This is a genomic window from Mycobacterium sp. 852013-50091_SCH5140682 (assembly GCF_001665685.1).
In the GTDB taxonomy this organism is placed as follows: Bacteria; Actinomycetota; Actinomycetes; order Mycobacteriales; family Mycobacteriaceae; genus Mycobacterium.
On record NZ_LZTB01000118.1, the window covers coordinates 124,658 to 148,359 of the forward strand.

27 protein-coding genes are annotated in these 23,702 nt (G+C 65.2%); 13 read left to right on the plus strand and 14 right to left on the minus strand.

Features of this window, described 5'->3' with window-relative positions; translation table 11 throughout:
- Positions 1 to 47: 47 nt before the first annotated feature.
- The 6 genes from A5784_RS30220 to A5784_RS30245 are packed head-to-tail and all read right to left on the minus strand — an operon-like array spanning position 48 to position 6,397.
- Positions 48 to 758 carry a gluconate 2-dehydrogenase subunit 3 family protein gene (locus A5784_RS30220; protein WP_064948530.1) on the minus strand — a complete coding sequence of 237 codons (711 nt, stop codon included), beginning with the start codon at positions 756 to 758 and terminating at the stop codon, positions 48 to 50.
- A complete protein-coding gene (locus A5784_RS30225) occupies positions 758 to 1,207 on the minus strand; it encodes a hypothetical protein (RefSeq protein WP_064948531.1) in 450 nt (149 codons plus the stop codon). The genes A5784_RS30220 and A5784_RS30225 overlap by 1 nt, the downstream gene beginning before the upstream one ends.
- Positions 1,204 to 3,003: a thiamine pyrophosphate-requiring protein gene (locus A5784_RS30230; RefSeq protein ID WP_064948532.1), complete on the minus strand. Its 1,800-nt coding sequence runs from the start codon at positions 3,001 to 3,003 to the stop codon at positions 1,204 to 1,206. Before A5784_RS30230 ends, A5784_RS30225 begins: the two co-directional genes overlap by 4 nt.
- Before the next feature lie 51 nt (positions 3,004 to 3,054).
- Entirely contained in the window at positions 3,055 to 4,074 is a 1,020-nt protein-coding gene (locus A5784_RS30235; RefSeq protein ID WP_064948533.1) for an SDR family oxidoreductase, read from the minus strand.
- Positions 4,071 to 5,864 (minus strand): glycoside hydrolase family 15 protein, encoded by a 1,794-nt coding sequence (locus A5784_RS30240; protein WP_064948534.1) that lies wholly within the window; start codon positions 5,862 to 5,864, stop codon positions 4,071 to 4,073. The genes A5784_RS30235 and A5784_RS30240 overlap by 4 nt, the downstream gene beginning before the upstream one ends.
- Positions 5,861 to 6,397: a hypothetical protein gene (locus A5784_RS30245; RefSeq protein WP_064948535.1), complete on the minus strand. Its 537-nt coding sequence runs from the start codon at positions 6,395 to 6,397 to the stop codon at positions 5,861 to 5,863. Before A5784_RS30245 ends, A5784_RS30240 begins: the two co-directional genes overlap by 4 nt.
- Positions 6,398 to 6,551: 154 nt before the next feature.
- On the opposite strand from A5784_RS30245, the gene A5784_RS30250 reads away from it, so the two are divergent.
- Both A5784_RS30250 and A5784_RS37925 read left to right on the plus strand, forming a co-directional pair.
- Entirely contained in the window at positions 6,552 to 7,049 is a 498-nt protein-coding gene (locus tag A5784_RS30250; RefSeq protein WP_064948536.1) for a MarR family winged helix-turn-helix transcriptional regulator, read from the plus strand.
- Between the two features lie 68 nt (positions 7,050 to 7,117).
- A complete protein-coding gene (locus A5784_RS37925; protein ID WP_082945172.1) occupies positions 7,118 to 7,309 on the plus strand; it encodes a CsbD family protein in 192 nt (63 codons plus the stop codon).
- 153 nt (positions 7,310 to 7,462) lie between these two features.
- Here A5784_RS37925 and A5784_RS30255 read toward each other — a convergent pair whose 3' ends face one another.
- Both A5784_RS30255 and A5784_RS30260 read right to left on the minus strand, forming a co-directional pair.
- Positions 7,463 to 8,071: an LGFP repeat-containing protein gene (locus tag A5784_RS30255; protein WP_064948537.1), complete on the minus strand. Its 609-nt coding sequence runs from the start codon at positions 8,069 to 8,071 to the stop codon at positions 7,463 to 7,465.
- A 340-nt stretch (positions 8,072 to 8,411) separates the two neighbouring features.
- Entirely contained in the window at positions 8,412 to 9,209 is a 798-nt protein-coding gene (locus tag A5784_RS30260; protein ID WP_197514927.1) for a transporter substrate-binding domain-containing protein, read from the minus strand.
- A gap of 233 nt (positions 9,210 to 9,442) precedes the next feature.
- Between A5784_RS30260 and A5784_RS30265 the strand changes: the two genes are divergently transcribed.
- Together A5784_RS30265 and A5784_RS30270 are read left to right on the plus strand one after the other, a co-directional pair.
- The gene (locus A5784_RS30265) at positions 9,443 to 9,631 is read left to right on the plus strand and encodes a hypothetical protein (protein ID WP_064948539.1); all 189 of its coding nucleotides are present in this window, start codon (positions 9,443 to 9,445) and stop codon (positions 9,629 to 9,631) included.
- Between the two features lie 28 nt (positions 9,632 to 9,659).
- On the plus strand, positions 9,660 to 11,006 hold the full coding sequence (locus A5784_RS30270) for a phenylacetate--CoA ligase family protein (RefSeq protein ID WP_064948540.1): 1,347 nt from the start codon (positions 9,660 to 9,662) through the stop codon (positions 11,004 to 11,006).
- Positions 11,007 to 11,020: 14 nt separating this feature from the next.
- On the opposite strand, the gene A5784_RS30275 is transcribed toward A5784_RS30270, so the two are convergent.
- Both A5784_RS30275 and A5784_RS30280 read right to left on the minus strand, forming a co-directional pair.
- A complete protein-coding gene (locus A5784_RS30275; RefSeq protein ID WP_064948541.1) occupies positions 11,021 to 11,677 on the minus strand; it encodes an AmiS/UreI family transporter in 657 nt (218 codons plus the stop codon).
- 213 nt (positions 11,678 to 11,890) lie between these two features.
- The gene (locus tag A5784_RS30280; RefSeq protein ID WP_064948542.1) at positions 11,891 to 12,886 is read right to left on the minus strand and encodes a helix-turn-helix transcriptional regulator; all 996 of its coding nucleotides are present in this window, start codon (positions 12,884 to 12,886) and stop codon (positions 11,891 to 11,893) included.
- Between the two features lie 385 nt (positions 12,887 to 13,271).
- Here A5784_RS30280 and A5784_RS30285 point away from each other — a divergent pair, with 385 nt between their 5' ends.
- Genes A5784_RS30285 through A5784_RS30310 form a run of 6 tightly spaced genes read left to right on the plus strand, consistent with a single transcriptional unit; the run spans position 13,272 to position 18,285 of the window.
- On the plus strand, positions 13,272 to 13,973 hold the full coding sequence (locus A5784_RS30285; protein WP_064948543.1) for an urease subunit beta: 702 nt from the start codon (positions 13,272 to 13,274) through the stop codon (positions 13,971 to 13,973).
- A gap of 1 nt (position 13,974) precedes the next feature.
- The gene (gene ureC, locus A5784_RS30290; protein WP_064948544.1) at positions 13,975 to 15,696 is read left to right on the plus strand and encodes an urease subunit alpha; all 1,722 of its coding nucleotides are present in this window, start codon (positions 13,975 to 13,977) and stop codon (positions 15,694 to 15,696) included.
- Positions 15,697 to 15,709: 13 nt separating this feature from the next.
- Positions 15,710 to 16,330, plus strand: coding sequence for an urease accessory protein UreG (gene ureG / locus A5784_RS30295; protein WP_064948545.1), 621 nt, complete (start codon positions 15,710 to 15,712; stop codon positions 16,328 to 16,330).
- Entirely contained in the window at positions 16,327 to 17,112 is a 786-nt protein-coding gene (locus tag A5784_RS30300) for an urease accessory protein UreD (RefSeq protein WP_064948546.1), read from the plus strand. The genes ureG and A5784_RS30300 overlap by 4 nt, the downstream gene beginning before the upstream one ends.
- An 11-nt stretch (positions 17,113 to 17,123) precedes the next feature.
- Complete coding sequence (locus A5784_RS30305; RefSeq protein ID WP_064948547.1) at positions 17,124 to 17,606, plus strand: urease accessory protein UreE; 483 nt, start codon at positions 17,124 to 17,126, stop codon at positions 17,604 to 17,606.
- Positions 17,587 to 18,285 carry an urease accessory protein UreF gene (locus A5784_RS30310; protein ID WP_064948548.1) on the plus strand — a complete coding sequence of 233 codons (699 nt, stop codon included), beginning with the start codon at positions 17,587 to 17,589 and terminating at the stop codon, positions 18,283 to 18,285. The genes A5784_RS30305 and A5784_RS30310 overlap by 20 nt, the downstream gene beginning before the upstream one ends.
- Before the next feature lie 14 nt (positions 18,286 to 18,299).
- Here the strand turns inward: A5784_RS30310 and A5784_RS30315 are convergent, their stop codons facing one another.
- The gene (locus tag A5784_RS30315) at positions 18,300 to 18,728 is read right to left on the minus strand and encodes a cellulose-binding domain-containing protein (protein ID WP_232006306.1); all 429 of its coding nucleotides are present in this window, start codon (positions 18,726 to 18,728) and stop codon (positions 18,300 to 18,302) included.
- A 283-nt stretch (positions 18,729 to 19,011) separates the two neighbouring features.
- Here A5784_RS30315 and A5784_RS38595 point away from each other — a divergent pair, with 283 nt between their 5' ends.
- Complete coding sequence (locus A5784_RS38595) at positions 19,012 to 19,170, plus strand: hypothetical protein (RefSeq protein ID WP_156750861.1); 159 nt, start codon at positions 19,012 to 19,014, stop codon at positions 19,168 to 19,170.
- A gap of 51 nt (positions 19,171 to 19,221) precedes the next feature.
- On the opposite strand, the gene A5784_RS30320 is transcribed toward A5784_RS38595, so the two are convergent.
- Complete coding sequence (locus A5784_RS30320) at positions 19,222 to 20,196, minus strand: hypothetical protein (protein ID WP_064948550.1); 975 nt, start codon at positions 20,194 to 20,196, stop codon at positions 19,222 to 19,224.
- Between the two features lie 49 nt (positions 20,197 to 20,245).
- On the opposite strand from A5784_RS30320, the gene A5784_RS30325 reads away from it, so the two are divergent.
- Positions 20,246 to 20,647: a type II toxin-antitoxin system VapC family toxin gene (locus tag A5784_RS30325; RefSeq protein WP_064948551.1), complete on the plus strand. Its 402-nt coding sequence runs from the start codon at positions 20,246 to 20,248 to the stop codon at positions 20,645 to 20,647.
- A 65-nt stretch (positions 20,648 to 20,712) separates the two neighbouring features.
- On the opposite strand, the gene A5784_RS30330 is transcribed toward A5784_RS30325, so the two are convergent.
- Positions 20,713 to 21,909 carry a DUF480 domain-containing protein gene (locus tag A5784_RS30330; protein WP_064948552.1) on the minus strand — a complete coding sequence of 399 codons (1,197 nt, stop codon included), beginning with the start codon at positions 21,907 to 21,909 and terminating at the stop codon, positions 20,713 to 20,715.
- 239 nt (positions 21,910 to 22,148) lie between these two features.
- Between A5784_RS30330 and A5784_RS30335 the strand changes: the two genes are divergently transcribed.
- Positions 22,149 to 22,604, plus strand: coding sequence for a DUF1942 domain-containing protein (locus A5784_RS30335; protein ID WP_064948610.1), 456 nt, complete (start codon positions 22,149 to 22,151; stop codon positions 22,602 to 22,604).
- A gap of 20 nt (positions 22,605 to 22,624) precedes the next feature.
- On the opposite strand, the gene A5784_RS30340 is transcribed toward A5784_RS30335, so the two are convergent.
- Positions 22,625 to 23,518: a phenylalanine 4-monooxygenase gene (locus A5784_RS30340; RefSeq protein ID WP_064948553.1), complete on the minus strand. Its 894-nt coding sequence runs from the start codon at positions 23,516 to 23,518 to the stop codon at positions 22,625 to 22,627.
- Between the last annotated feature and the right edge of the window lie 184 nt (positions 23,519 to 23,702).

Consider the following 23,702-nt stretch of genomic DNA (forward strand, 5'->3'; position numbering starts at 1 on the left):
TGGGCAGCAACCATGCCGATTCGTTGCGGCTTCGTACGGTACTGCCGTCACCCATCGGTCCGCCCTTCAGGCAGGTCGGAGTCGGCGCGTCGCGCCCGCTCCACCCGATCGACGAACGGAACGGGGTCGATATCGCAGTGGTCGGCGACCTCGTACCGTTCGAGCGCGTTGACACCGGGATTCAGGTAACCCCGTGGGTAGGCGGGGCCGGGGAACCCCATCTCGTTCCACGCCCACGGGTGCGAGTAGAACGCTGTGCAGGCATACCGCGTCCACAAGCTCCACACATGGCCGGCGGGCCGGCCGTGCCAGCGTTCGGCCGCATCCGCGAGGTCTCGGACGTCCTGCAGCAGCCGCGCCTGTTTGCTGATGCCTAGTTCGCCGTACCCGGCGCGGTAGCGATCGCGCGCGTCGCCGTCGAGCGCGGCCAGGGAGTCGCGCCAGGCCTGGCCGTCTTCGGGCATGTCGTCGTAATGCCATCCGTCGGTCTCCCCCGCCTCCAGCCGGGAGTCGATCAATTCCAGTACCGGGACTTTGGGGTCGGCGTCCTGCGCCAGGAGCAGGTCGAGCAATGGCTGCGCGATCGCCACCTCCTCTCCCGTGAAGAACGACAGGCTGGCCGGTAGTGCCAGCCGTCCGAGCACGACGCCTGCGGTGACCTGGTCCCATTTGTCGGCTTGGGCCAACACGTCGAAATCCGGGAAACGGCCTCTGCCTTGGGGCGTCACGGCGCGGTGGTGTGCTGGGCGAAACGGCATCAGCGACTCCCTTCCCCGGGCAGCGGCAGGTCCTCGCGGCGCAACAGCGCCGCGAGCAATCCCATGCCGCCGACCAGCGATGCCAGCAGTGGCGCGAATGCCGGTGGTCCCGATTCCAGGTTGTACCGGGTCAATCCGCCCGGCCGCTGGCAGATGCCACGCCAGTGCAAGTAGGCGCCCTGCACGCCGTTTACGACGATCAGCGCGCTGGCGACGGGCAGCACGGTGTGGGCCGCGCGGCGGGAGAAGAACCCCGCCAGTCCGGCGGGCACCGCGGTGGGAACGATGACGACCGGCCAGTACATCATGCGATTGCCGAAGCTCGCGCCGTCATGGGAAAGGTAGATCTCGGCGGTGGTGACCGCGGCTCCAGCGGCGGTCATTGCTGCCAACGTACGTTCGAAACGTCCGGTGCGGATGGCGTGCACCGCGGCGCGTAAGGGTTTCATGAGCGGTCCTTCTTCTCGCCTGGAAAATATTGCTGCACTTTCTGTTTGATTCCCTGCTTGATGAAGCCCGCGCTGTCGTCGTCGCCGCCGATCACCGCGTCGACGAGCGACTTCGCCTGCTCGAAGGTGGCGTGCGGCGGGATCGGCGGCACGTTCGGGTCACAGCGGACGTCGAGGACGGTGGGCCGATCGGCGGCCAGGGCCCGGTCCCACGCATCCCCCAGCGCCGCGGCGTCATCGATGTTGTCGCCGTGCAAGCCGAGGCTGCGCGCGAACGCCGCGAAGTTGACGTCCGGAAGGTTCTGGGACGCATCGAATTTCGGTGAGTTCTCCATCGCACGCATTTCCCACGTGACCTGGTTGAGGTCGTTGTTGTGCAGGATCGCGACGACGAGGCGTGGGTCGTCCCACTGCTTCCAGTACTTGCTGATCGTGATCAGTTCAGCCATGCCGTTCATCTGCATCGCCCCGTCGCCGACGAAGGCGATGCCGGGCCGGTCGGGGTGCGCCCACTTGGCGCCGATGACGTAGGGCACCCCGGGCCCCATCGTGGCCAGAGTGCCGGACAGGGAACCTCGGACGTCGCCGCGGAACTTCAGGTGACGGGCGTACCAGTTGGCCGCCGAGCCGGAATCTGCGGCAATGATGGCGTTTTCGGGCATCCGCTCCGAGAACTCCCAGAAGATCCTCATCGGGTTGAGTGGCTCGGCGTCGGTCATGGCCCTGCGCTGCACGGTGGTCCACCAACTGTCCACCCACTTCTCGATCTTTTCGCGCCAGGATCGGTCGGTCTTGCGCTCCAGCAACGGAATCAGCGCCCGCAACGTGCTCTTGGCGTCGCCGACGAGGTTGATCTCATAGGGATACCGCATACCGATCCACTTGCCGGAGCGGTCGATCTGCACGGCGCGGGCCTGGTCGAGCTCGGGCAGGAACTGCGTGTACGGAAAATTGGAGCCGATGGTGAGCAGGGTGTCGCATTCCATCATGAGATGCCAGCTGGCAGTGGTGCCGAGCAGTCCGATGGATCCGGTCACCCATGACAGGTCGTCGGGCAGCACGTCCTTACCCAGCAAGGCTTTTGCAGCGCCGGCGCCGAGTAGTTCGGCGACCTCGGTGAGTTCGGCGACGCATCCCCGAGCGCCCTGCCCAACGAGCACCGCGACTTTCTGACCGGAGTTGAGCAGGTCGGCGGTCCGGCGCAGTGCGTCGTCGTCGGGGACCACACGCGCCTCTGACATCCCGAGGCTCGAGGGCACCTGTTTGAACGCGTGCCCCGGTGGTTCGTACTGCAGCTCGAAGACATCCGAGGGCACGATAATGGCTGTCGGCGCGCCCTCGCTCAGCGCGATGCGGATAGCGCGGTCGATGAGATTCGGCAGCTGCTTGGGCACCGTGCACATCTGTACGTACTCGCTGCAGACGTCCTTGAACAAACTGATCAGGTCGATCTCCTGCTGGTAGGAGCCACCCATCGCGGAACGTTCGGTCTGGCCGACGATCGCCACCACCGGGACGTGGTCGAGTTTGGCGTCGTACAACCCGTTGAGCAGGTGCACTGCGCCGGGCCCGCTGGTGGCCACACAGACACCGACCTCACCGGAGAACTTGGCGAAGCCCACCGCCTCGAACGCGGCCATCTCTTCGTGCCGTGCCTGGACGAACTGTGGCTTGTCGTCAGCGCGTTGCCACGCGGCGAGCAGCCCGTTGATGCCGTCTCCGGGGAACCCGAAGACTTGATTCACGCCCCATTCCCGCAAGCGGCCGAGTAGCACGTCACCGACGGTGTCAGACATGTTTTCTCCTTCAAAAGTGTTGTCGTTTTTGGATTTCCGTCACCGCCGAGGTCAGTGACGGTGGCGGGTGAGCGCGGCCCCGCCCGCAGTGAGCGCCGCACCGGCGGCGGCAACTGACAGTGAGCGCGCGTGCCGCGAAACCCACAGCTGCGGCGACCGGATCATCGAACGGTCGTCGAAGGACCCGTGCGCACCGTGGTCGCTACCCGGGTGCTCATCGAGGGCCTGCCACAGGTTGTTCGGCCGGTCGGGATCGACCGGCTCGCTTGTCTGCTGCGAGGAGTAGCCGGTGCGCGCCAGATAGCGGTCGAGGACCGCCGGCATCAGCCGCTGTCCCAGGATGGTCAACGCCGTGCTGGCACCGACCCAATACTGCTTGCGCTCTGGATGGTCGGCGGCCCGCACGATCGCGCGGGCACCCACCTCGGGTTGGTAGATCGGTGGCACGGGCTGGGGGTGCCGCGGCAGCCGTGACAATACCCAGTCGAACTGCGGCGTGTTGAGCGCAGGCATCTGCACCACCGTGATGTGGATGTTGCTGCGGTCATGCAGAAGCTCGGTGCGCACGGACTCCGTGAAACCGTTGATGCCGTGTTTGGCACCGCAGTACGCCGACTGCAGTGGAATGGCGCGCGCACCCAGAGCGGAACCGACTTGCACGATCGCACCGGCGTTCCGCGGCTTCATCCGGGCCAGCGCCGCCATCGTTCCGTACACGAAGCCGAGGTAGCTGACCTCGGTCACGCGTCGGTACTCCGCCGCAGCGATCTCGGCGAATGGCGCGAACACCGACGTGAACGCAACGTTCACCCAGACGTCGATCGGTCCGAAGGCGTCCTCGACCTGGGTGGCGGCGGCATCGACCTGGTCAAAATCTGCCACGTCGGTGGGCACGGTCAGCGCTGTCCCGCCGGCAGCCTCGATGTCATCGGCGGCTCCGCGCAGCCCGTCGTGCCCGCGGGCCAGCAGTGCGACGCGATCACCACGCTGCCCGAAGGCCTGGGCAGCGGCACGTCCGACGCCGGCGCTGGCTCCGGTGACGACGACGGTGCGCGGCGAAGTGGTGGTCATGACGGTTCCTCTCTGTTTTCGGTCGGCGGGGAATCGGTGTGCGGCGGCTTGGCCACGCGCAGTGAGGATTCGATGAGCAGGGCGTGCACGAAGGCCTGCGGGATGTTGCCGCGGAGCTGACGTTGCTCGACGTCGTACTCCTCACAGAACAGGCCCGGCGGTCCACAGGCGGCCCGATTGCGTTCGAAAAAGCGTGTGGCGCTTACAATGTCGCCCTGTTGCTGACAGGCCAGCGCGGTCCAGAACCCGCACAGCACGAAGGCTCCTTCAGCGTGTGCCAACGGCTGGCCCTCGTGGTGAAACCGGTAAACGAACCCGTCCACTTCAAGTTCGTCGAGGACCGCGCGCAAGGTGGCGACGGTACGCGGGTCGTCGTGCGGGACGGCACCGCGCAGCGCCGGGACCAGTAATGCGGCGTCGACTCGTGAGTCGTCGGGAGCACGTTGCCACCGCCCGCTCGGGTGCACGCAGTCTGCACTCGCGGCGAGGATGGTGTCTGCTAACAGCTCGAATTCGGCGGCGTCGCGGGTCGGTGCGCGAGTGGCGATCGCGCGCAGACCGGCCACGCACGTCAGCCGGGAGTGCGCCCAGCGTCGCGGCTCGAGTTCCCACACACCGGCGTCGGGTTCCTGCCAGCGGTCCGCGAGCGCCGCTGCCGCCGCGGCGGCAGCCCGGTAGCCATCGCCGTCCAGGTGGTCATGACGTGCTGCCGCGGCGAACAACAGCAGCGCCTCGCCCAAGACGTCCAGTTGAAACTGACTGTGAGCGTGGTTGCCCAAAACGTCAGTGCCGCCTGGATACCCGGGGAGATCCAGCGAGCGTTCGTCGGGTACCGCCGTACCGTCGACGCAGTAGGCAGGTTTGAGGTCAGGGCCGTCGGCGAGTAGCCGATCGGTGACGAATGCGATCGCGTCGTCGAGCAAGCGGTGCGGTCCGTCGAGCGCCACAGCCTGGCCTGCGTAGCACTGGTCACGGATCCACACATAACGGTAGTCGTAGTTGCGGCCCTGCTCGGCGCGCTCGGGCAGGCTCATGGTCGCGGCGGCCACCATGCCACCGTCCGGTGCGGTCATGCCGCGCAGCACGGCGTACGAGTGGCGCGCGTCGCGGGCGGTGACGCTGGCGTCGAACGTGGGACAACCTGATGCCCAAGCTTTTTCGGTGCCCAGCCACAAAGCGTCCGCGTCGAGCAGGCGCCGTTCACCGGGTCGATCGGCGACCTCGACGACGACGTCATGGTGACTGCCCTCCTCGACCTTTAGGTCACAGCGCAGGCCTACGAGCCCCGCCTCGTCACAGGCGCGAGTGGCGTGTGCGGTGCCCTTCAGCGTGATATGCAGGGGCCCGCACTCGGCGTGCCAGACACCACCGTGATCCCGGATGAGCTCGGTCATGCCATACCGCCCGAATCCGGCCGCGGGTGCGAATGTCATTGTCGCGCAGGCATCGCCGTGCACCGCGATGAGCCTGCGCAGCAAGACCGCGCGGTGCGGATCGCCTGGGTACGCGAGCGCCTCGCGGCATTCGGTGATGCCGTCGGTGGTGACCCAGCGAGACCGCCAGATCAGGCTGCCGTCTTCATAGTGCCCGCCCCAGACGAACCGTCCCCTCGGCGTGATCGCGAAGGCGCCGTTGCCTCCGATCAGATCCGCGAACACCGCGTCGCTGTCCCACCGCGGGGCGCACATCCAGCTGATCTCGCCGCGCGGGCCGATCAGTGCGCCCCGGTGCCCGTCGGCGAGCAGTGCATACTCCCGCAACACATGTGGTTCGGCGATGCCGCCGCTCATGAGTCGCGCCGTCCACCAGCCGACATGGCCGAATCGGTGCGGTGTCGCCTACGCCGCCGCGGTACCCACGCCGGGCCCTGTATCTGGTCCGGAAGAATCCACATCGCGCAGGCGATGCTCCAGCAGAGAAGGATCATCCACAGCAGGATCGCCGGCGCGGTGAAACCCATTGGCCCGGGATCGTGGTGCACGGCGGCCACCGAACAGATGATCATCAGGGCCACGGCGGCGGCGCCCATTCCGAGAGTGAACACCTTCGCCGTCCGGCGATGCATGAACGACAACGCCGCCAGCGCCGCGATAACCAACATGACGACACTCAATGCCGGCGTGAGCGGCACACCGAGCACCGACCATCCGTCCTGCCGGGGACGAACGAGAACGCCGATCAGACCGACCACGCCGAGCGCTCCCGTCACAGCCGCTTCGCCTGCGAGTAGTAGGCGGCCCTCGCGCCAATGGGAAGGGTTGAGACTGACCCGGCGTAAGCCGGCCGTCTGCGGTGGCATCGGACCGCGGGTATCTCGCGCCATGCTGCCTCCTTGATCCACTGATCTCGACAAGTCGGTTACCCAACCCGCCGTCATTTACCCGGCCCATATGCGATGTATCCAGATTGGATGATTTGCAAACCGGACTATTTGCGCTAATGCACGACACTCGTCCCGGATGTATTCTGGCCACGCCATGAGTGCCAAGAGAACGCGCGCGACGGACCGGGCTGCCGTCCCGCGGCCTGACGCCGACTACGTCGCCGCGCTCGAACAGGCCACTCGCGGGCTGCTGGCACTGAACGTCTTGGTGCTCGAAGAGATCGAGAAGCGCGTAGGGCTGCCGACGCTGCGCGCGTTGCAGTCGCTGCAGCGACTCGGCCCGTGCCAAGTGACGGAATTGGGCGAAGACCTCGACATGGTGCCGTCGAGCGCCAGCCGTCTCAGCGATCGGCTCGCCGAGGCCGGGTTGATCACTCGCAGCGTGGCGCCGCACAACCGGCGCGCGACGATTCTGGAGCTGACCGACGTCGGGCGTGCTGTTCTCGACGAAGTCGTCGCCGCGCGTGCCGAACGCTTCGGCGGAATCACCGAGCACATGACCGAACTCGAGCGCGAGCAGCTTCTCGCTGGGGCAGCCGCGTTTACAGCCGCGTACAACCGGCTGGCCAAACGCTCCGGCACCGACGCTTGACGTCGACGAAAACGGGTATCCGCCCAGTAGTTGTTCCGTGGAAGCAGAGTTTGGCAGGAGTGGGTGCGATGAGCGGTGCCGACAAGGCCAGGAACAAATGGGAGCGGGCCAGGGGCAGGGTCAAAGAGACATTCGGGCGTGCTGTCAACGATTCCGAGATGGAAGCCCGGGGCAGGGCTGATCAGCGAATGTCACACCTGAAAGACGCGGGCGAAAAAGTCAAAGACGCATTCCGTCCGCGGCGCCGCAGACAGCCATAGCCGTAGCGGATTGCCAGGGCTTCGTCCCGATCACGAAGCAGCGTCGACTGGCACAGTCGACCACCTCTGCCGCGCGCAGCGCCGCCCTCGCGGACCTGTGACTGCGGAGTCGGCACATCCATCGCCAGGGTTGCCGGGGCTGCGCGACCGGCTCTACAGCCCGGACGGTACGACCTTGTCGTTCACTGTCACCGTGACCTGACCGGTCTTCGGGTCGTACGCGATCTTGCCGTGCTCGAACGTTTCCACCAGCAAGTCGTCCACTGCGTTCTCGTCACTGGTGGGTGCGCCCAAAGGACCCACCGAGCCGTTCTCCCCGGTGACCGCGGGCGCGCCAGCTGGGTCGCGTGGGACGTTCCACGCCTCCCGGATCTTGCCCCAGGTGATGTACGCGGGCGTGCCCGCGTCGGCGTTCTTGGCGGTGATCACGCCACCCTGGAACTGCTGGAACAACACGCCGCTCTCACGTGCTCCTGCATTGCGGTCACCCGTCAGTGGCTTACCGAGAGCATCTTTCTGATGCTGGGTTGCCGACTGGTACTTGGCAGCGATCGGGCCGGTCAGCGTCACCTCGACGTCTCTATCCCCGATGAGCTTCACCTCGGCGGGCGGCGCTGGTGCGGCAGCAGTGGTGGTGGCGATCAACCCGACCTGCGGTGACGCCGACTCGTCGACGCCGTTGCCAGTGCTGCAGCCGACAGTGATGAGCGCGGCGGCGGCTACGCCGGCGATGGCCGTATTGCGGGATGCGATCGTCCTCATGGTCTTCCTCTCGCGTCTTCCTGCGGTGTGGTCACGTTGCTGAACCGCTCGTCCGGCCCGGACTGCAACCGAACCACCTGGATGGCGGGCAATTGCGGTCCTCGTAGCTCCGAGCCGACCTACGACGCGGCCATAGACGGCGAGCCCGAGCACCTGTGTAGAAGATCACGAATGTTCGATGAAATCCACCACCAATTGCACCGCTCGCCCTTCGATCTGTGTCTGACATGCCGACGGCGGACACGAAACAGCCGCAGCGGCGGGTGAATAACTTTGGTCGGCTCGATCTTTGGCCACCTGCGCAGAGAGCGGCGACGACGCCCCGAAATCCCCTACGAACTCACGGTCCGGTCACCGCGCCAAAGTACTTCTGGCTCAGCGCAGCATACGTTCCGTCGTTCAGTGTGATGTTCAGCCACTGGTTGATCCACTGCTGCAGGTCTGTCGCGGGGTGAGTGATGAGATAGGCCTTTTGCGAGAACGTGAACGGGCGATCCAGACTCACGCCGCAGAGCTGAGGATTCTGCCTTGCCTGCCAACGGATCTCACTGGTGTCTGTGATCATGGCGTCGGCAACACCGCTGACGATTTGCGAGAAAATGGTGTTGTTGTCCGGATAGTTCACCACTAGAGCGTTGTGCAGATGATCTTTGGCGAATTCGGCATTGGTGCCTCCGGGGTTGACCACCACGCGAACACCCGGCCGGTCAATCTCGGACAGGGTCTGCAACTTCGAACTGTCAGCACATCGAACGATGGCCGCTTTCCCATCACGCAGGTACGGAGAGCTGTAGAGGGCTTGCTCAGCGCGCTTCAGCGTGATGCTGATTCCCCCCATGGCCACATCGCACTTGTTGTTCAGATCGTCGACCAGGTTTGCCCACGTGGTCGGCACCATGTCTACTCGGACTCCGAGTCGACCGGCCATATCGTTGGCCATATCGATGTCGAGGCCGCTCCAACTGCCTTGGGGATCACGGTAGGTGAATGGGCGGTAGTCACCCGTACTGCACACGCGAACCGTGCCGCGCTGCAGCACTTGGGACAAGCCGCCGGGCGCCGGCGTGGCTGTGGGCGACGTCGTCGTACTCGATGCACATCCCGCGGTCAGCACCAGCATGCCGACCAGTGCGACCATCTTGACCACCCGCATTACGGTGACCGGCCCTCTCACTCGGGACGCGAAGGCGCCTTTCATCGTTCGCTCACTCAAACTACAGGGCAACCAGCGACGCTGAGCACAATGCGCACAAGCAGAAGATCGCGCACTGTGCGGCTTGTGCACGCAAGCGAGCCGCGACCAGCGCACCGGGTGATAGTTGCTGCGCGCCGAAAGATTCGGTGCGCAACGACAAGTCAAGGAGCACAGACATGAACAAATACACGCTGGTCTCTCGGATCGCTGGGTTCTTCCGCACCGGATACCCGACGGACGCACCCCGGCTGGGTCATGTGGCATTGATTGCGATGTGCCCCGCGGCCGCCAGTGTCGTGCACTCCACCGAGACGAGCCGAAACAGGCTCGGGTGGGCCACTTTCGCGACCACCGTCTCCTCGTGACACACTCAATTCAGATATAGGAGCCGCCATGGACCGGGCAGGGTACGAACGCCTACGCTCCGCACATCTCAGCGCCGTTCAATCGGCACTCGACGATCACATCGGCCGCCTCGACTGGTCGGCTGATCGACTCCGTCGCCACCGCGACCAGGCCCTGCGATCGCTGCTCGGCTACGCACGGGAACGCTCGCCGTTCTACGCCGGGCGGCTACGCAGGCTCGACCTCGATACCGTGACCGCCGCCGATCTGGCATCGGTGCCGGCACTGACGAAGGCGGAGGCACAAGCCGAGTGGGACGCTATCGTCACCACGCCGCGTCTCAATCGTGCTCAAGCAGAACATGTTCTGAGTGACCAGGGCTGGTTCTCCTACACCTCTGGCGACCAGCAGGTGTTCAGTTCTGGCGGCTCAAGCGGGGTGCGCGGGGTGTACGTGTGGGACTGGCAGTTCTTCGTCACCACCGCATGCCTAGCCTGGCGCATTCAGGCCCGCGACGAGCGCCGACAAGGACCGGTGCCGAATGCGCGACTGGCTGTGCTCAGCGCAGGACTGCCACCTCATGCCAGCACGCCGCTGTTCGACGTGCCCACCGCCGCCAACATGCAGACTGTCGTCATCGAGGCCGGCGCACCGTTCGACGAGGTACTTTCCGCCGTCGAACGGTACGCGCCGACGCATCTGGTGGGGTACGCCAGCGTCATCGGCCGGTTGGCGCGCGCCTCGCTGGCGGGTGACCTGCACATCCGCCCTGTCCGGGTGAGCACCAATTCCGAACCACTGCCTGCGGCGGACCGCGACGCGATCGTCGCCGCCTGGCACGCTCCCCTTCACAACCTTTGGGGCTCAACGGAAATCGGTGTGCAGGCGGTCGGCTGCTCGCAGGGACCCGGACTGCACGTGTGCGAGGACGAGGTGATCCTCGAAAGGGTCGACGGACGGACACTTGCGACCTGCCTGTCCAACCGCACGTTCCCCTTCATCCGCTACGACCTCGGCGACGAGATCACGATGACGTCCGAGCCGTGCGCATGCGGCATGGCCTACACACGCGTCGCCGACATCAGCGGCCGCCGGGACGACGACTTCGCGTACGGCCCACATACGGTGCCTGCCAGCGCCTTTCGACATGTCCTCGGTACCGACCCCCGCATCGTCGAATACCAGGTGGTGCAGACCGAGAGCGGCGCCGACATCCTCGTGGTGGCCCGTGCCGGCGTGACGGACCTGTCCCCCGCGCTGGCCAAGGCGATGCAGCGTTTCGGCGTCACCATGCCGACGGTTCGGATCCGCGAGGTCGAGCGACTCGAGCGCAGCGAAGGCAGCGGCAAGCTCAGGCGCTTCGTGCCACTGCCAAGGCCGCAATCGCCGGTCTGACGGTCGTGGTCAGGTCAGACCCGAAGATCGGCCCCAACTTCATGGGCACCGACATCAGCAGGCACAGCACGGCGGGCACTGCGCTGGGCGAGCGCTACCGATAGCGCCGTCGCGAGTACCAACACCACGAGCGCCCCGAGACCCACCGGAACGGACGTCGTCCACACGCCGTTGAGCAGCAGAAGCGCCGGGATCGTGCACGTCGGGATACCCAGCAGAATCACGAACCATCCGGTGAAATGCCCCAGGTCAACCCGCCCCGCCCTGGTCACACCGAGCCCCAGCATCACGAAGAACAACGTCCATATGACGGCCCAGGTCGCCCAGATGACGGCGAACACCGGGTCTGTGCCGACGCTCTTGACCGCAAGGAAAGTCACCACCACCGCGACGAACGAGCAGTACCAACCGAATCCCCGCGCATCGATGTCGAAGAGCTGGATGAACCCGAACCACAGGTAGGTGAACCCGAACAGATAACTCGGCCAGGCCGCGTTGATGACGGCAAGATCGCCGCCCGACTGCGCCAGTACCAGCGTCGGCACCACGATCTGAGCGGATCCGACGAATATATTCAGCGGCGCGGCGCCGCGCCCGTCGACGGCTCCGATGGCCACCAACCCGTTGACGAGCAGCACTACCCCGACGAATAGCAGTCCGACATTTCCCATCAGCGGCCGTTCCGATCCACGGACGGACCGCACTGGCTGATGGATCCGAAAGCAGCTGGGCGCAAGTGGCTTTCATGCAGTGACGCGATCGCATTCGGGCGGTGCCGGGTGAAGTTCAACATGTGTCGTGACCCCTGTCGTGTGACGGCGAGTTCTCGACAGCGTAGAAACGGCCGCATTGTCGCGGCTATGGGAGGAATCTCCCATTTGATTTCACCCGGTCGCCACGCCATGGGTGTCGAGGTCGCGCAGCATTCTGCCGGATAGCAGCCCCCACGACATGGCCTGCGACACGCAGGACGCCCGGTTGCTGGCGCCGAGTTTGGCAGTCGCACTCTCCAGATGGTGTCCCGCCGTGCGGACGCTGATGAACAGCTGCGTCGCGATCTGATTGTTGGTCAGGCCCCGGGCGGCAAGGGTGAGGGCGTCGAGTTCGCGGGGGGTGATCCCAAACGGCAGTGCGGCACGGGTGATCAACATGACGGCGTGCAGGCTGTCCTGCCGGAACCGCGGCGCCGTTCCGATGTGCCGCACATGCAGCCAGCCCGTTCCGTCATGCCAACGCGTCGTGGTGCCCCCCACCGTGGCCGACGCCATCTCACCGACAAGCGCCTCATCGATGGGCGAATCCCACTGGCCGCCCAGCCGCAGCAGGTGCGCACGGCCCGTCCGGTCAACCGCCCAGGCCTGAGCTTCCGGCCCCATCAGTTCGGCCACCATGCGCGGCCTCACCGAGAGGTCGAGGTGTTCAGCCATCTGCAGGCGCAGCGTGTTGATCTCGTCCACGTCGTTATCGCTGGGATAACGCGGATCGTCGCAGTTGACGTGGATGGTGCCGGCGTAATTGCCGTCAGCGGTCACCAACCGTGCCGACAGCCCCTCGTCGAACCCAGCCGGCGCGAAGACTCCCGTCACCGAGTACGTAGTCCGGTAGGCCGGAAAATCGCGCCACCGGAGCGCCCCAAGACTGCGCCTGCGCATCGCGTCGAACAGCGGATCGTGGTCGACAAACCAGGTGTTGAAGTGATCCATCACCTCATTCGGATAGCCGTGGTTTGCGATGGAGAGATGCCGACGCTGAATCGGGTCCCACAGGCAGATCGCCGACGCCGACGATGCCACCCGCTTACCGAGGGCGTCCAGCACCTCGCTTGCCCGGTTCTCCATGTTGGTGTCACTGTCCAGCATCGCGGCGTAGGTGCTTGCCATCGCCAGAAGTCCCTTCCTGCAGTTCACCCGAACTGGTCCGCCCTACGTGTCACGGACCGCGGCTCCGCGGATTGTATTCGTCGAGCTGTGAATTTGTGCTGCATTCACGGAATTCGTTCGGTATTTGCCGGTTCTCCCGCCGCGGAACGCCGTCACCGTCGAAACCATAATTGGCAGCGCATGTTTGGTGCACCAAATGGGAGATTCCTCCCATAGCCGGGGTGCCGCGGCCGTTTCTACGCTGGCGAGAACTCACCGTCACACGACAGGGACCACGACACATGCCTAAGCTCACCCGACACCGCCGTAGCGCGCTGACCTTCGAGCCGCTCCCACCGGTACCTGCGCACCTATCGTCCAGCCACCGGATCGACGGGCTCACATCATGCATCTGACACCCAAGGACGAAGATCGGCTCCTGCTCTTTCTGGCCGCTGAACTGGCCCGTAAGCGGCGGGCGGCCGGCCTGGCGCTGACCTACGCCGAGGCGCGGGCACTGATCGCGGATGAGGTCGCCGAGTCGGCACGAGCCGGCGGCACCGTCGCCGAGGCCGCTGCCCACGGCGCCAGCCTACTGACCGACGACGACGTGCTGCCCGGCGTGCGCACGCTCCTTGGCTCGGTCCAGGTAGAGGCGTTCTTCGAAGACGGACAGAAGCTGGTCACCGTGCACGATGCGATCACGCCGGGCACCCGGAGCGCAGCCGAGCTCGCCGTCATTCCCGGTGAGATCCTCACCGCTGAAGGCGATCTGGAGCTCAACGCAGGCAGGCAGACCGCGACGGTGACGGTGGAGAACACCGGCGACCGGCCGATCCAGGTCGGCTCGCATTTCCACTTCTTCGAAGCCAACCGGGCACTGCGTTTCAACCGGAGCGCGGCCTTCGGGATGCGTCTCGACATCCCGTCGGGTACCGCGGTTCGATTCGAACCCGGTGAGGCTCAAGATGTTTCGTTGACAGCGTACGCCGGCGAACAAGTCGTCATCGGACAGAACGATATGACCAACGGCCCGACCAAATCCGAACCGAGTGGAGAGCTCATGAGCAACCTGCACCACCACGGCTTCCTCGATTCGGAGGCCTGAGATGACGCACCGAATCAGCCGACAGCGCTACGCCGAACTGTACGGACCCACGGTCGGCGATCGGGTCCGATTGGCCGACACCGAGTTGTTGGCCAAGGTCGAGGCCGACGCAACGGTATACGGCGACGAGGCGGTCTTCGGCGGCGGCAAGACGATGCGCGAAGGCATGGCCGTGCACGGTGATATGACCAACGACGAGGGCGCGCTGGATTTCGTCATCACCAACGCACTCATCATCGATGCCGTGCTGGGTATCCGCAAGGCCGACATCGGGATTCGTAACGGCCGCATCGCCGGGATCGGCAAGGCGGGCAACCCACGCACCATGGCAGGCGTCGACCCCGAACTGGTCATCGGCGCAGGCACCGACATCCGTTCCGGCGAGGGCATGATCGCCACTGCCGGCGCAATCGACGTTCACGTGCACTTCGACAGCGCCGGACTGGTCGAAGAAGCCATCTCCAGCGGTATCACCACGATGATCGGTGGCGGACTCGGGCCCGTGACGGTCGGTATCACCTCGTCAGGACCGACCAACCTGGCCCGGATGTTGAAAGCGGCCGAGGCCTTCCCGATGAATTTCGGATTCCTCGGAAACGGCAGCGCGTCGAGCACCGCACCCCTGATCGAACAGGGGCTCGCCGGCGCCATCGGCTACAAGATCCACGAGGACTGGGGCGCAACGCCCGCGGCGATCCGCGCTTCCTTGGACGCGGGCGACGAATTGGACCTGCAAGTGCAGATCCACTCCGACACCCTCAACGAGGCGGGGTTCTTCGAGGACACCATGGCCGCCATCGGCGGCAGGCCCATCCACACCTACCATGCCGAGGGTGCAGGCGGTGGGCACGCACCCGACATCATGCGTGTGGTCGGCGAATCATACTGCCTGCCGTCGTCGACCAATCCGACAAACCCCTACACCCTCAACACTTTCGACGAGCATTTGGACATGGTGATGGTGTGCCACCATCTCAACCCGCGCATCCGCGAGGATGTGGCATTCGCGGAGTCGCGGATCCGCCGCGAGACAATCGCGGCCGAGGACGTCCTGCACGATCTGGGCGCCATATCGGCTATGGGCTCGGATTCCCAGGGCATGGGGCGGATCGGTGAGAGCATCGCGCGGACATGGCAACTGGCATCGCACATGCGGGCCACCCGTGGGCCGCTCCCCGAGGATGTGACCAGCGGTACGCCTGCCGACAACGCCCGGATTCTCCGCTACATCGCGAAGCTGACCATCAACCCGGCCATTCTCTTCGGTATCGACCACGAGGTCGGCTCCCTGGAACCCGGCAAGCTTGCCGACATCGTGTTGTGGGAGCCGAAGTTCTTCGGTATCCGCCCCGAGGTCGTGTTCAAGGGTGGATTCCCTGCCTGGTCCGTGATGGGTGAAGCCAATGCTTCTTTGATGACCTGCGAACCACTGAAATACCGACCCCAGTGGGCGGCGTATGGTCGCACCCCCGCGGACGTGTCGGTGAACTTTGTCGCCGAGGGAGCCATCGCAGGCGGGCTGGCCGGAAAGCTGGACTTGCGGACTCCCCTGGTGGCCTGTCGCGGTGCGCGGTCTCTGACGAAGGCAGATCTGCTGCACAACAATTACCTGCCCGACATCTCGATCGAGCCTGATACCTACCGCGTGATCGTCGACGGCGAATTGTGCACCAGTACCCCGATGACAGCTGTCCCGCTGGGCCGGCGTTACACCTTGAAATAGGCTGGAAGACAACATGAGTGATGTGCTCAGGATCGGTATCGGCGGTCCAGTCGGGTCCGGGAAGACCCGACTGGTGGAGATGTTGGTTCCCGAACTCGTCCGAAAGGGTCTCAGCGTCGCGGTGATCACCAACGACCTGGTGACCGACGAAGACGCCCAGCGCGTCCGGCGCAGCGGTGTCATCGACCCGCGCCGGGTGCGGGCCGTGGAGACCGGGGCGTGCCCGCACACCGCGATCCGGGAGGATCCGTCGGCCAACTTGGCCGCCGCGCGGTCGCTGGCCGCCGAGTTCGAGGACCTCGACCTGATCCTCATCGAGTCGGGTGGCGACAATCTGGCCGCCACCTTCACCGCCGACCTGGTCGACTACTGGATCTTCGTGATCGACACGGCAGGCGGTGACGACATTCCGCGCAAGAAAGGCATCGGTCTGCTGCAGGCAGATCTGCTGGTGGTCAACAAGATCGACCTCGCCGACCTGGTGGGTTCCGATCTCGACGGGATGCGGCGCGACTGTAGTATCGCCCGGCCGACCAAGCCGACGGTGTTCACCGACCTGCGCTCCGGAAACGGGTTGGACAAGTTGACCGAGGTCCTGCTGCGTGACGCCATGCTCGTCCCGAGCCGCCCGTGATCGAGCCCGGCGAATTGTCCGTCCACGCCGTCACCGACGACACGGGGCGCACCCGCATCAGCAACCTCCGGCAACGGTTTCCGCAGCGGGTCACCACCGCCCTGCATTCCGATGAGCGGTTTCCGCACGCTGCGGTGCTGTGTGTACAGAGCCCCAGTGGTGGGACATTCTCCGACGACAACCTGCGCACCACCGCGGTGTGCGCATCGAGATCCCATCTCCTGCTCACCACCCAGGCCGCCACCCAGGTGTATGCCGGGGACGGCCCGGGTGCCAAGCATCGGCTGCAGTTCACCGTGGGTGACGACGCAACCCTCGAGTACCTGCCGAAAACGGTCATACCGCAATCAGATTCCGAGTTCGACCAGAATCTTGAGATCGATATCGCGCCGAGCGGGACGTATATCGGATGGGAAGCCGTGGCTGCGGGCCGGATCGCGCATGGTGAACGATTTCGATACGCGCGCAGCGACTTTGCCGTCACGGTGCGCAGCGAAGGAAAGGTGGTGGCACGGGACCGGCAGCGGTTCGCTCCGTCGGTCGCGCAGTTTCTCGACGGCGACTATGTCGCCACCATGATGGTGCTCACCCCGGGTCGGCGACCGGTCACCGATGTGGTTCGAAGGGCCCTGGCCGGCCTGCCCGATGTGCGTGGCGGCGTCGGTGAGTTGCCGGGCTCTGCAGGAACTTTTGCTCGCCTGACCACAGACCGCGCACCTGCGCTACGCCATGCCCAACAGACTGTCCACGCGGCCGTGCGCGACGCCGTCCTGCCCCACTGAAAGGTGCCACGATGCTGAATGCCGGAGCCATTCTCGGCAACGCGACCGACCCGCGGTTCGCCGGGCGCAAGGTGCATCACGTCGATATCGGTTGGGGGGACGCCAGTAAACATCGTCAGCGGGTCACCACCGATACGGGGTCGGAGGTGATGATCGTCCTTCCCCGCGGTACCTTCCTGCACGACGGCGCCGTGATCAGCGATGACGGGGCCGAGATGATAGTGGTGCGTCGTCCCCCCGAGCCCGCCATCCGAGTTCGATTCGCGGACAACACCGGCCGCGCCCTACTGATGTTCGGTCATATACTCGGCAATCAGCATGCGCCGGTCGACGTGGACGACGACGGGCTTACCGCGCCTCTGTTCACCAGCGCCCACGCGGCCCAGCACCTGCTCGCCGACCTCGGCCTCGTCGGCGAAGTGGGCGAGGTCGCGATGGCCCGCAACGGTTGGTCCCGTACTTCCGCGGATAACCATGCCGGTCATCACCACTGATCCCGACGTCGGAGCGGCACTCTGGATGCAACTGCACGACAGCGCTTTTCCGGCGGGGAGGTTGGTACACAGCCATGGTTTGGAAGAATGGCTGGCCGCACACCCCGACGCCGACGCCGCCGCCCTGGAGGCCACGGTGTTCGGCTACCTCATCCACGGCCACGCTCCGTTGGACGCCACGATCACCGCTCACGCCTGGCGTGTGGCCGACTCACCGGACCGTCTTGCCGAACTCGATGAACTCGCCGCCTCGTACAAGCTCTTCGGCAACGCGAGGACCGCGTCGACATCGATCGGCCGCCAACTCGCCGCCACCGCAACCGAAATCGGCATGGTGAAAGACGATGCCTACATCTCCGGCGTGATCAGTGGAACCTTTCCCGGCCACGCGGCGGTCGTCGACGGCGCGGTCCAAGCCCGGCTCGGGATCCCCCGGCACGTCGCCGTGCTCGGTTCGATGCAATCGATGATGGCCTCACTGCTCAGCGCCGCGGTGCGGCTGGGTCGATTGGGCCCACTGCAGAGTCAGCGCATCCAGTTGCGTGGTGCCGAGTTGGCTGTTCAGCTGTCAAAGGAGGCTTGCGAGCGCTCACTACACGAACTGTCCAGCACAACACCCGCCCTGGAGATCAGCGGCATGCGTCATGAAGAAAGGACGTCGAGGCTGTTCGCCACCTGAGCGGCGTCGCGTCGCTAGCTGCACCGGTATTGACCGTTGAGCACACAATTCGACGGTGGTGAGTAGAAGCCGCTCAGCACGCCTCTGATCCCACCCGTTGCGGTACCACCCGGGGCAATGATGCGGTTCCAGTTCGCGGGTCCGATCACATAGTGCGTGCCATATTGGGTGAAGGTGCTGCTCCACGTGTGAGAGATGGATTCGCCGGGCGGCAAGTCGAATTCGAGTTTCCAGTCGGTGAGCGGCACGGTGCTGGCGTTGGTGATGACAAAGCGGGCGATGAAACCGGTCTGCCATGTCGATGTCACCGACAGGGTCGCCGCGGCAGCGGCCGCGTGAGCTGCGGGCGGGATGGCAAGTCCGAGGGTGACCGCCACCATTGCCGACAAGATCAGGTGAAGCGCTGTACGCCAGCGCTTCACATAGTTGCCCACCTCGACCACAACGGCCAACACTAACGCCAACCCGACGGTACCGTCCCCCGTAGGACGGGTGGGCTGCAAGACCTTTGCTCAACTGAGACCGCCACGAGATTTTTGCCTCGTTCCGTCCTGAACCAGCAGACCAGCTTCTGCGGTGAGCACAATGCGCACAAGCGACAGATCGCGCTTTGCGCGGCTTGTCCGCACAAGGGAGCCCCGACTGACACACCTGGTTGATAGTTGCTGTGCACGCCGAAAGCTCGGCTCGCACCACGAAACCCCACCTGGTCAAAGGAGCATCACTATGAACGGATACACCTTCCTCTCGCGGATGATCAGCTTCTGCCGCGCCGGATACCCGGCCGACGCACCACGGCTGGGTCATGTCGCCTTGATGGCGATGTGCCCCGCGGCTCACAGCGCCGCTCGGTCGTCGGCGGTCAACCGAAATGGCGTTGCGTGAAGCAGTTCTCGCGGCAACCGCACCATCGCGTGCCAGCTGGGGACTCTGCGTTTATGTTGCCGAATCCCACCAGCTGAGCAACCGTGTCCCGTACAGCGTGATCCACTTCGAAGCCTGTCCGGCTGGAACATCGACTTCGAACCACACTCGTCCCGGTTGCCGACCGGTCTGCAACCACCTGCCATCAGGCTGCCTGGCCGCACGAACGATGCCGATCGCCTGGCTGATCCGAGGATCCGGCATGACGTCATCGTGCAGAGCGGCCAGACGGAAGTACTCACACGCGTTGAGGGCGCTGTAGGACCAACGAATGGGGTAGATGAAGTCGTTTACCCATTGCGCCACCGGCTGATTCGTCGTCAGCCGGTTAAGCAGCCGGCGCTCGAGCAGATACTCCTCGCCGCGGTGGCGCGCAGCGCGGGTGTCGGCTGTACCGCCAGTGGCCGCCTCGAAGGCAAGTAGCCCTTTCAGTGAATTCAGCGTCGAGTGAAACGAAGACCGGTGCGCCCCGTCAACCCACTCACAGTTCCACCCGCCATCCGGCAACTGATGCTCGAGAAACCAGTCAGCGATCCCATTGACGTCCGCACCCAGCCACACTCCGTTGGCCAGCGTCCACGCGTTGATGCAACAGTCCACCTCGCCTGACCAGTAGGGCGAGCCGTCGTAGTCCCACCGGCTGTGCTCAGCAAGCAACTCGGCGGTCCGACGTTGCCGCAATACCGATACGTCAAGACCCCACTCTCGCAACGTGTTCAACGTCCACGTGGTGGCGGTCCACGGCTGGCCGGCTTCGGGCGGCTCGGCGGCGGCGAAGTCGTAGTCCTTCGGAAAGAAGGAACCGCCGGCCCACTGGCCGTCGGCATCTTGCGCGGCGAGTAATTTTGCGCCGAAGCCCTCAGTTGCGATCCGTGTCCGCGTCGCCGCCCACACATCCGGCGCAGCGTCGAGTAGATCGCGCTCTACTTGCCAACGCAAAGCCGGGTCGGAGTCCAACAGCCAGTCGGTCACGGGGCCGCTTGTCATGAGGCCACGCTAATCAACAACGAACACCGGCGCGTGCGATGGTGCTCGTATGACAACGTTCGTCGTCGACGCACAGGTGGCCATCGACCTCGCCCGTGGCGGCGTGGCCATTCCGCCGCAGCACAGCCTTGCGGCTCCCACGTTGCTGCGCTCGCAGGCGCTGGCCCTGGTGTACGAATCGGTGCACCGCGGCCAGATCGACGAACGGACCGGCCGAACGATTCTCGACGGTATCCGGGGGCTGCGGATCCGACTCCTCGGCGATCGATCATTGCAAGACCACGCCTGGCGGATCGCCGCCGAGCTGAACTGGCCGGACACGTACCGCGCCGAGTACATCGCATTGACTCAGCTGCAGGCGGATGCGCTGGCCACCGCCGACGGTCAGCTCGCCGCCGCGGCGCGGGCATTCGTCGACACCGTCACCCCCGACCACATCCTGCGACCGTAGAACCGCGGATCGGCTCAGCCCTTGTCGGGCACGAGGATCGGACCGTCCGGGCGCCGATCACGCCGTCATGCCCGCCTTGCCACGACGTACAGCCGCTGCGTGGTCTCACCGCGCGATTCATGCGGTCCCCGTAGATACCACTCGATATCGGTGAGCCCCGCCGCCTGCACTGCCGCGAGAACCCCTGTCACGTCATGCAGCACGACATCCAGGGCAGGCACCTCGGTCTCGAACCAGTTGGTCACCTGGCGTATCTCGTCACCCACATGCACAGCGAGCACCAGCAGGCCATCAGATGCCAGTGGCCGGGCGAGTGCGGCGACTGCGCCGGGCAGTTCAGACGCGGCGAGGTGGATCAGGGAGTACCACCCGAGTACGGCACCCCACCCGGCAGCAGTCGCCGGCCGCATCAAACGGCGCAGATCCCCCACCTCGTAGTCGACGTCAGGATGCCGCTGCTGCGCCTCCGCGATCATCTCCGGGCTGAGGTCGAGACCGTGGGCGTCCACGCCGGCGGCTGCGAGGTACGCCGTCACGTGACCCGGACCGCAACCCGCATCCATGATCGGCAGATCACGGGCCGCCGCGGCCACACGGTCGAGGAGCCAGCGCTCGAAGGGCAGCCTTTCGAGTTCCTCGGACAGCTCACGCGCGTAAGCGGGAGCCACGGCACCATAGGTCGCCCGTACTCGGTCGTCGCGGGCCTCAGGCGAATCCGCGATAGGCGCCTCCCGGTCGACCGCCGGGCGCTGAGGTGTCTCCCCTGTGTCGACCGGGCCCAGCTCGTGCACCCATCGGTAGTCCTGCTGACCCGGTCGCCGGTCGAGCCGCCGTACCAGCGGTTGATCCCGTTTGCCCATCCGTTCCAGGCACGTCTCGACCGCGCCGCGGTCGGAGAACGCGAACAGCCGCTCGGTGCGGGTGCGCAACTCTCCGGGTGCCTGCGGTCCGCGCAGGAGTAGCACGGTGAGCACCGCACGCTCGTCGTCGCCCAGTTCGAGAATCTCCGACAATGTCTGGTGGTACTTCAGGGTGCGCCGTCCGGTATCGGACCACACGATGCGCAACAACCCACGATCCTTGAGCGCCCTGGCCGTCAGCTCTACCGTCCGTTCGTCAAGGTCCATGACCGGCTCGCGGCTGCTGGTCTGGTTGCAGGCGGTGCGCAGGGCAGAGAGCGTCAGAGGGTACGACGCGGGAACCGTGACCTGCTTCTCGAGAAGGCTTCCCAGGATCCGCTGCTCGACCGGCTCGAGGTCCATGCGCAGACCCTACTTCGGCACCGTCCGTGCGGTGATCCAACCGCCGTATTGTTCGACACTTCAATGGTTTTCAGTGGGTAGAGGCTGGCAATACCCAGCCTTGGAAACCGGTCTGGTGGTTCCCAAAGTGGGTGCACGGCCATGCCGAGCAGGTTTGAAACCCGCCAGTTTGGATAGACGGACCGTGGAACGGACGGTAAGTGCGCCTGGATATCAAGGCTTGGCGAAAGGAGCTTGACGTGGCGTTTTCACGGATCGCATGGAAAACGACAGCTGCTGCTACTGGGATCGCGACGGCAGGAGTGTTGGCGGCCGCACCGGCGCTGGCCGACCCCGAAGCGGTGCAGTTCGGCCAATCAGCAGAGATACCCAGTCCCGGTGGAGCCATCGAGTACACCGTGAGCAACTTGCAGCCCAGTGGCCACAATGACGGCATCTGGTACGCAGACGTCACCGCACAGGCGGTCAGCGGCTTCCCCACTCCCAACATTTCCGATTTCAACGCACGGGCCGTGAACAGCTCGACCTATGCGGACATGAAGGGTAACGAGATTGACGGTCTACCCAACCAACCGATCGCGCCGGGTAGCCAAACATCAGGCCGGGTCTACTTCGACGTACGCGGCGGGACTGCCCCCGACAGCGTGGTCTACCGCGACGCCGGCGGCACCGACAAGGTCGTCTGGAAGGGCTGACCGCCTCGGCCTGTCGATGCTCAGGTCGGCGCAGAAGCGTCATGTAGCAGGCGCTCGACCGTAGCGTCGTCAACATCGGTGAAGAACGCGCCGACTACATCTTCGATCTCATCGAATCCCTCGGCGCAGAAGAGCACCGGCTGGTAGTGCGTGATGTCGTACGTCTGAACGCCCATCCGGCCGACATCGAGCGGCCGGAGTTCGGCATGTTCGATCTGCTGAATTTCGCCGTATGAGGAAAGTAGCCCTGCGCCGTATGTGCGGACTTCCCCGTGCTCGCGCACTACACCGAACTCCAGGGAGAACCAGAACACCTTCGAGACGAACTCCAGCGCCTCAGCCGTTTCCACGCGCCGAGCCGCCCGTCCGGCCAGCCGGTACAGGGCCGCGAAACGATCGTGAGCCAGGCAATTGCCATGACCGACCACCTCGTGGATCAGGTCTGGCTCAGGGGTGTAAAGCGGCACGGAGTGGTGTCGGAGGTACTGGGTCGAGTGGAAAATGCCATCGGCGAGGAATCCGTAGAACTCGCGCAGTGGCACCAGGCCGGCTGCCGGCACGTACTGAAAGCCGGTGAGTGGTTTGAGCATCTTGTTGATGTCGATGAGTTGCGGAATGTGATCCTCGGGAAGTTGGAGCCGCTCACGGCCCTCCAGATAAGCCCCGCAGGCCAGGCGCCGGTGCAGTTTGTGGAGCTCAGCGCAGGCGATCCGCCAGACCTCCTGCTCCGCGTCGGTATATGTCGCGATCGGCGGTGGTGTGCCAGGCTGCCAATCCATGGCGAGTGCGGCTATCTCGTTGCGCCGCGCGCGGTATTCGGGGTCGACCGCGCCCGGGTGGTCGGCGGCCAGGTGAACGGTGACGTCATCCCCCGAGCGCGTCACCGGTGCATAAAGCTGAGCTTCCTCGAACATTGCTGCCTCCCGGAGATCCGGGCGTCGCATAGCGCGGCGTCGCTGGTGGCCGGGCGCCGCTACGGCGGACCGTCGCGGTAGCCAGCCGGGTTTTATCGTCCTGCAAACCAGGATATGCGCGCGACGGGCGCGTCGACGGATGCGCGCTGGTGCGCGTCAACCGATTTCACTCGCACATCAGTTG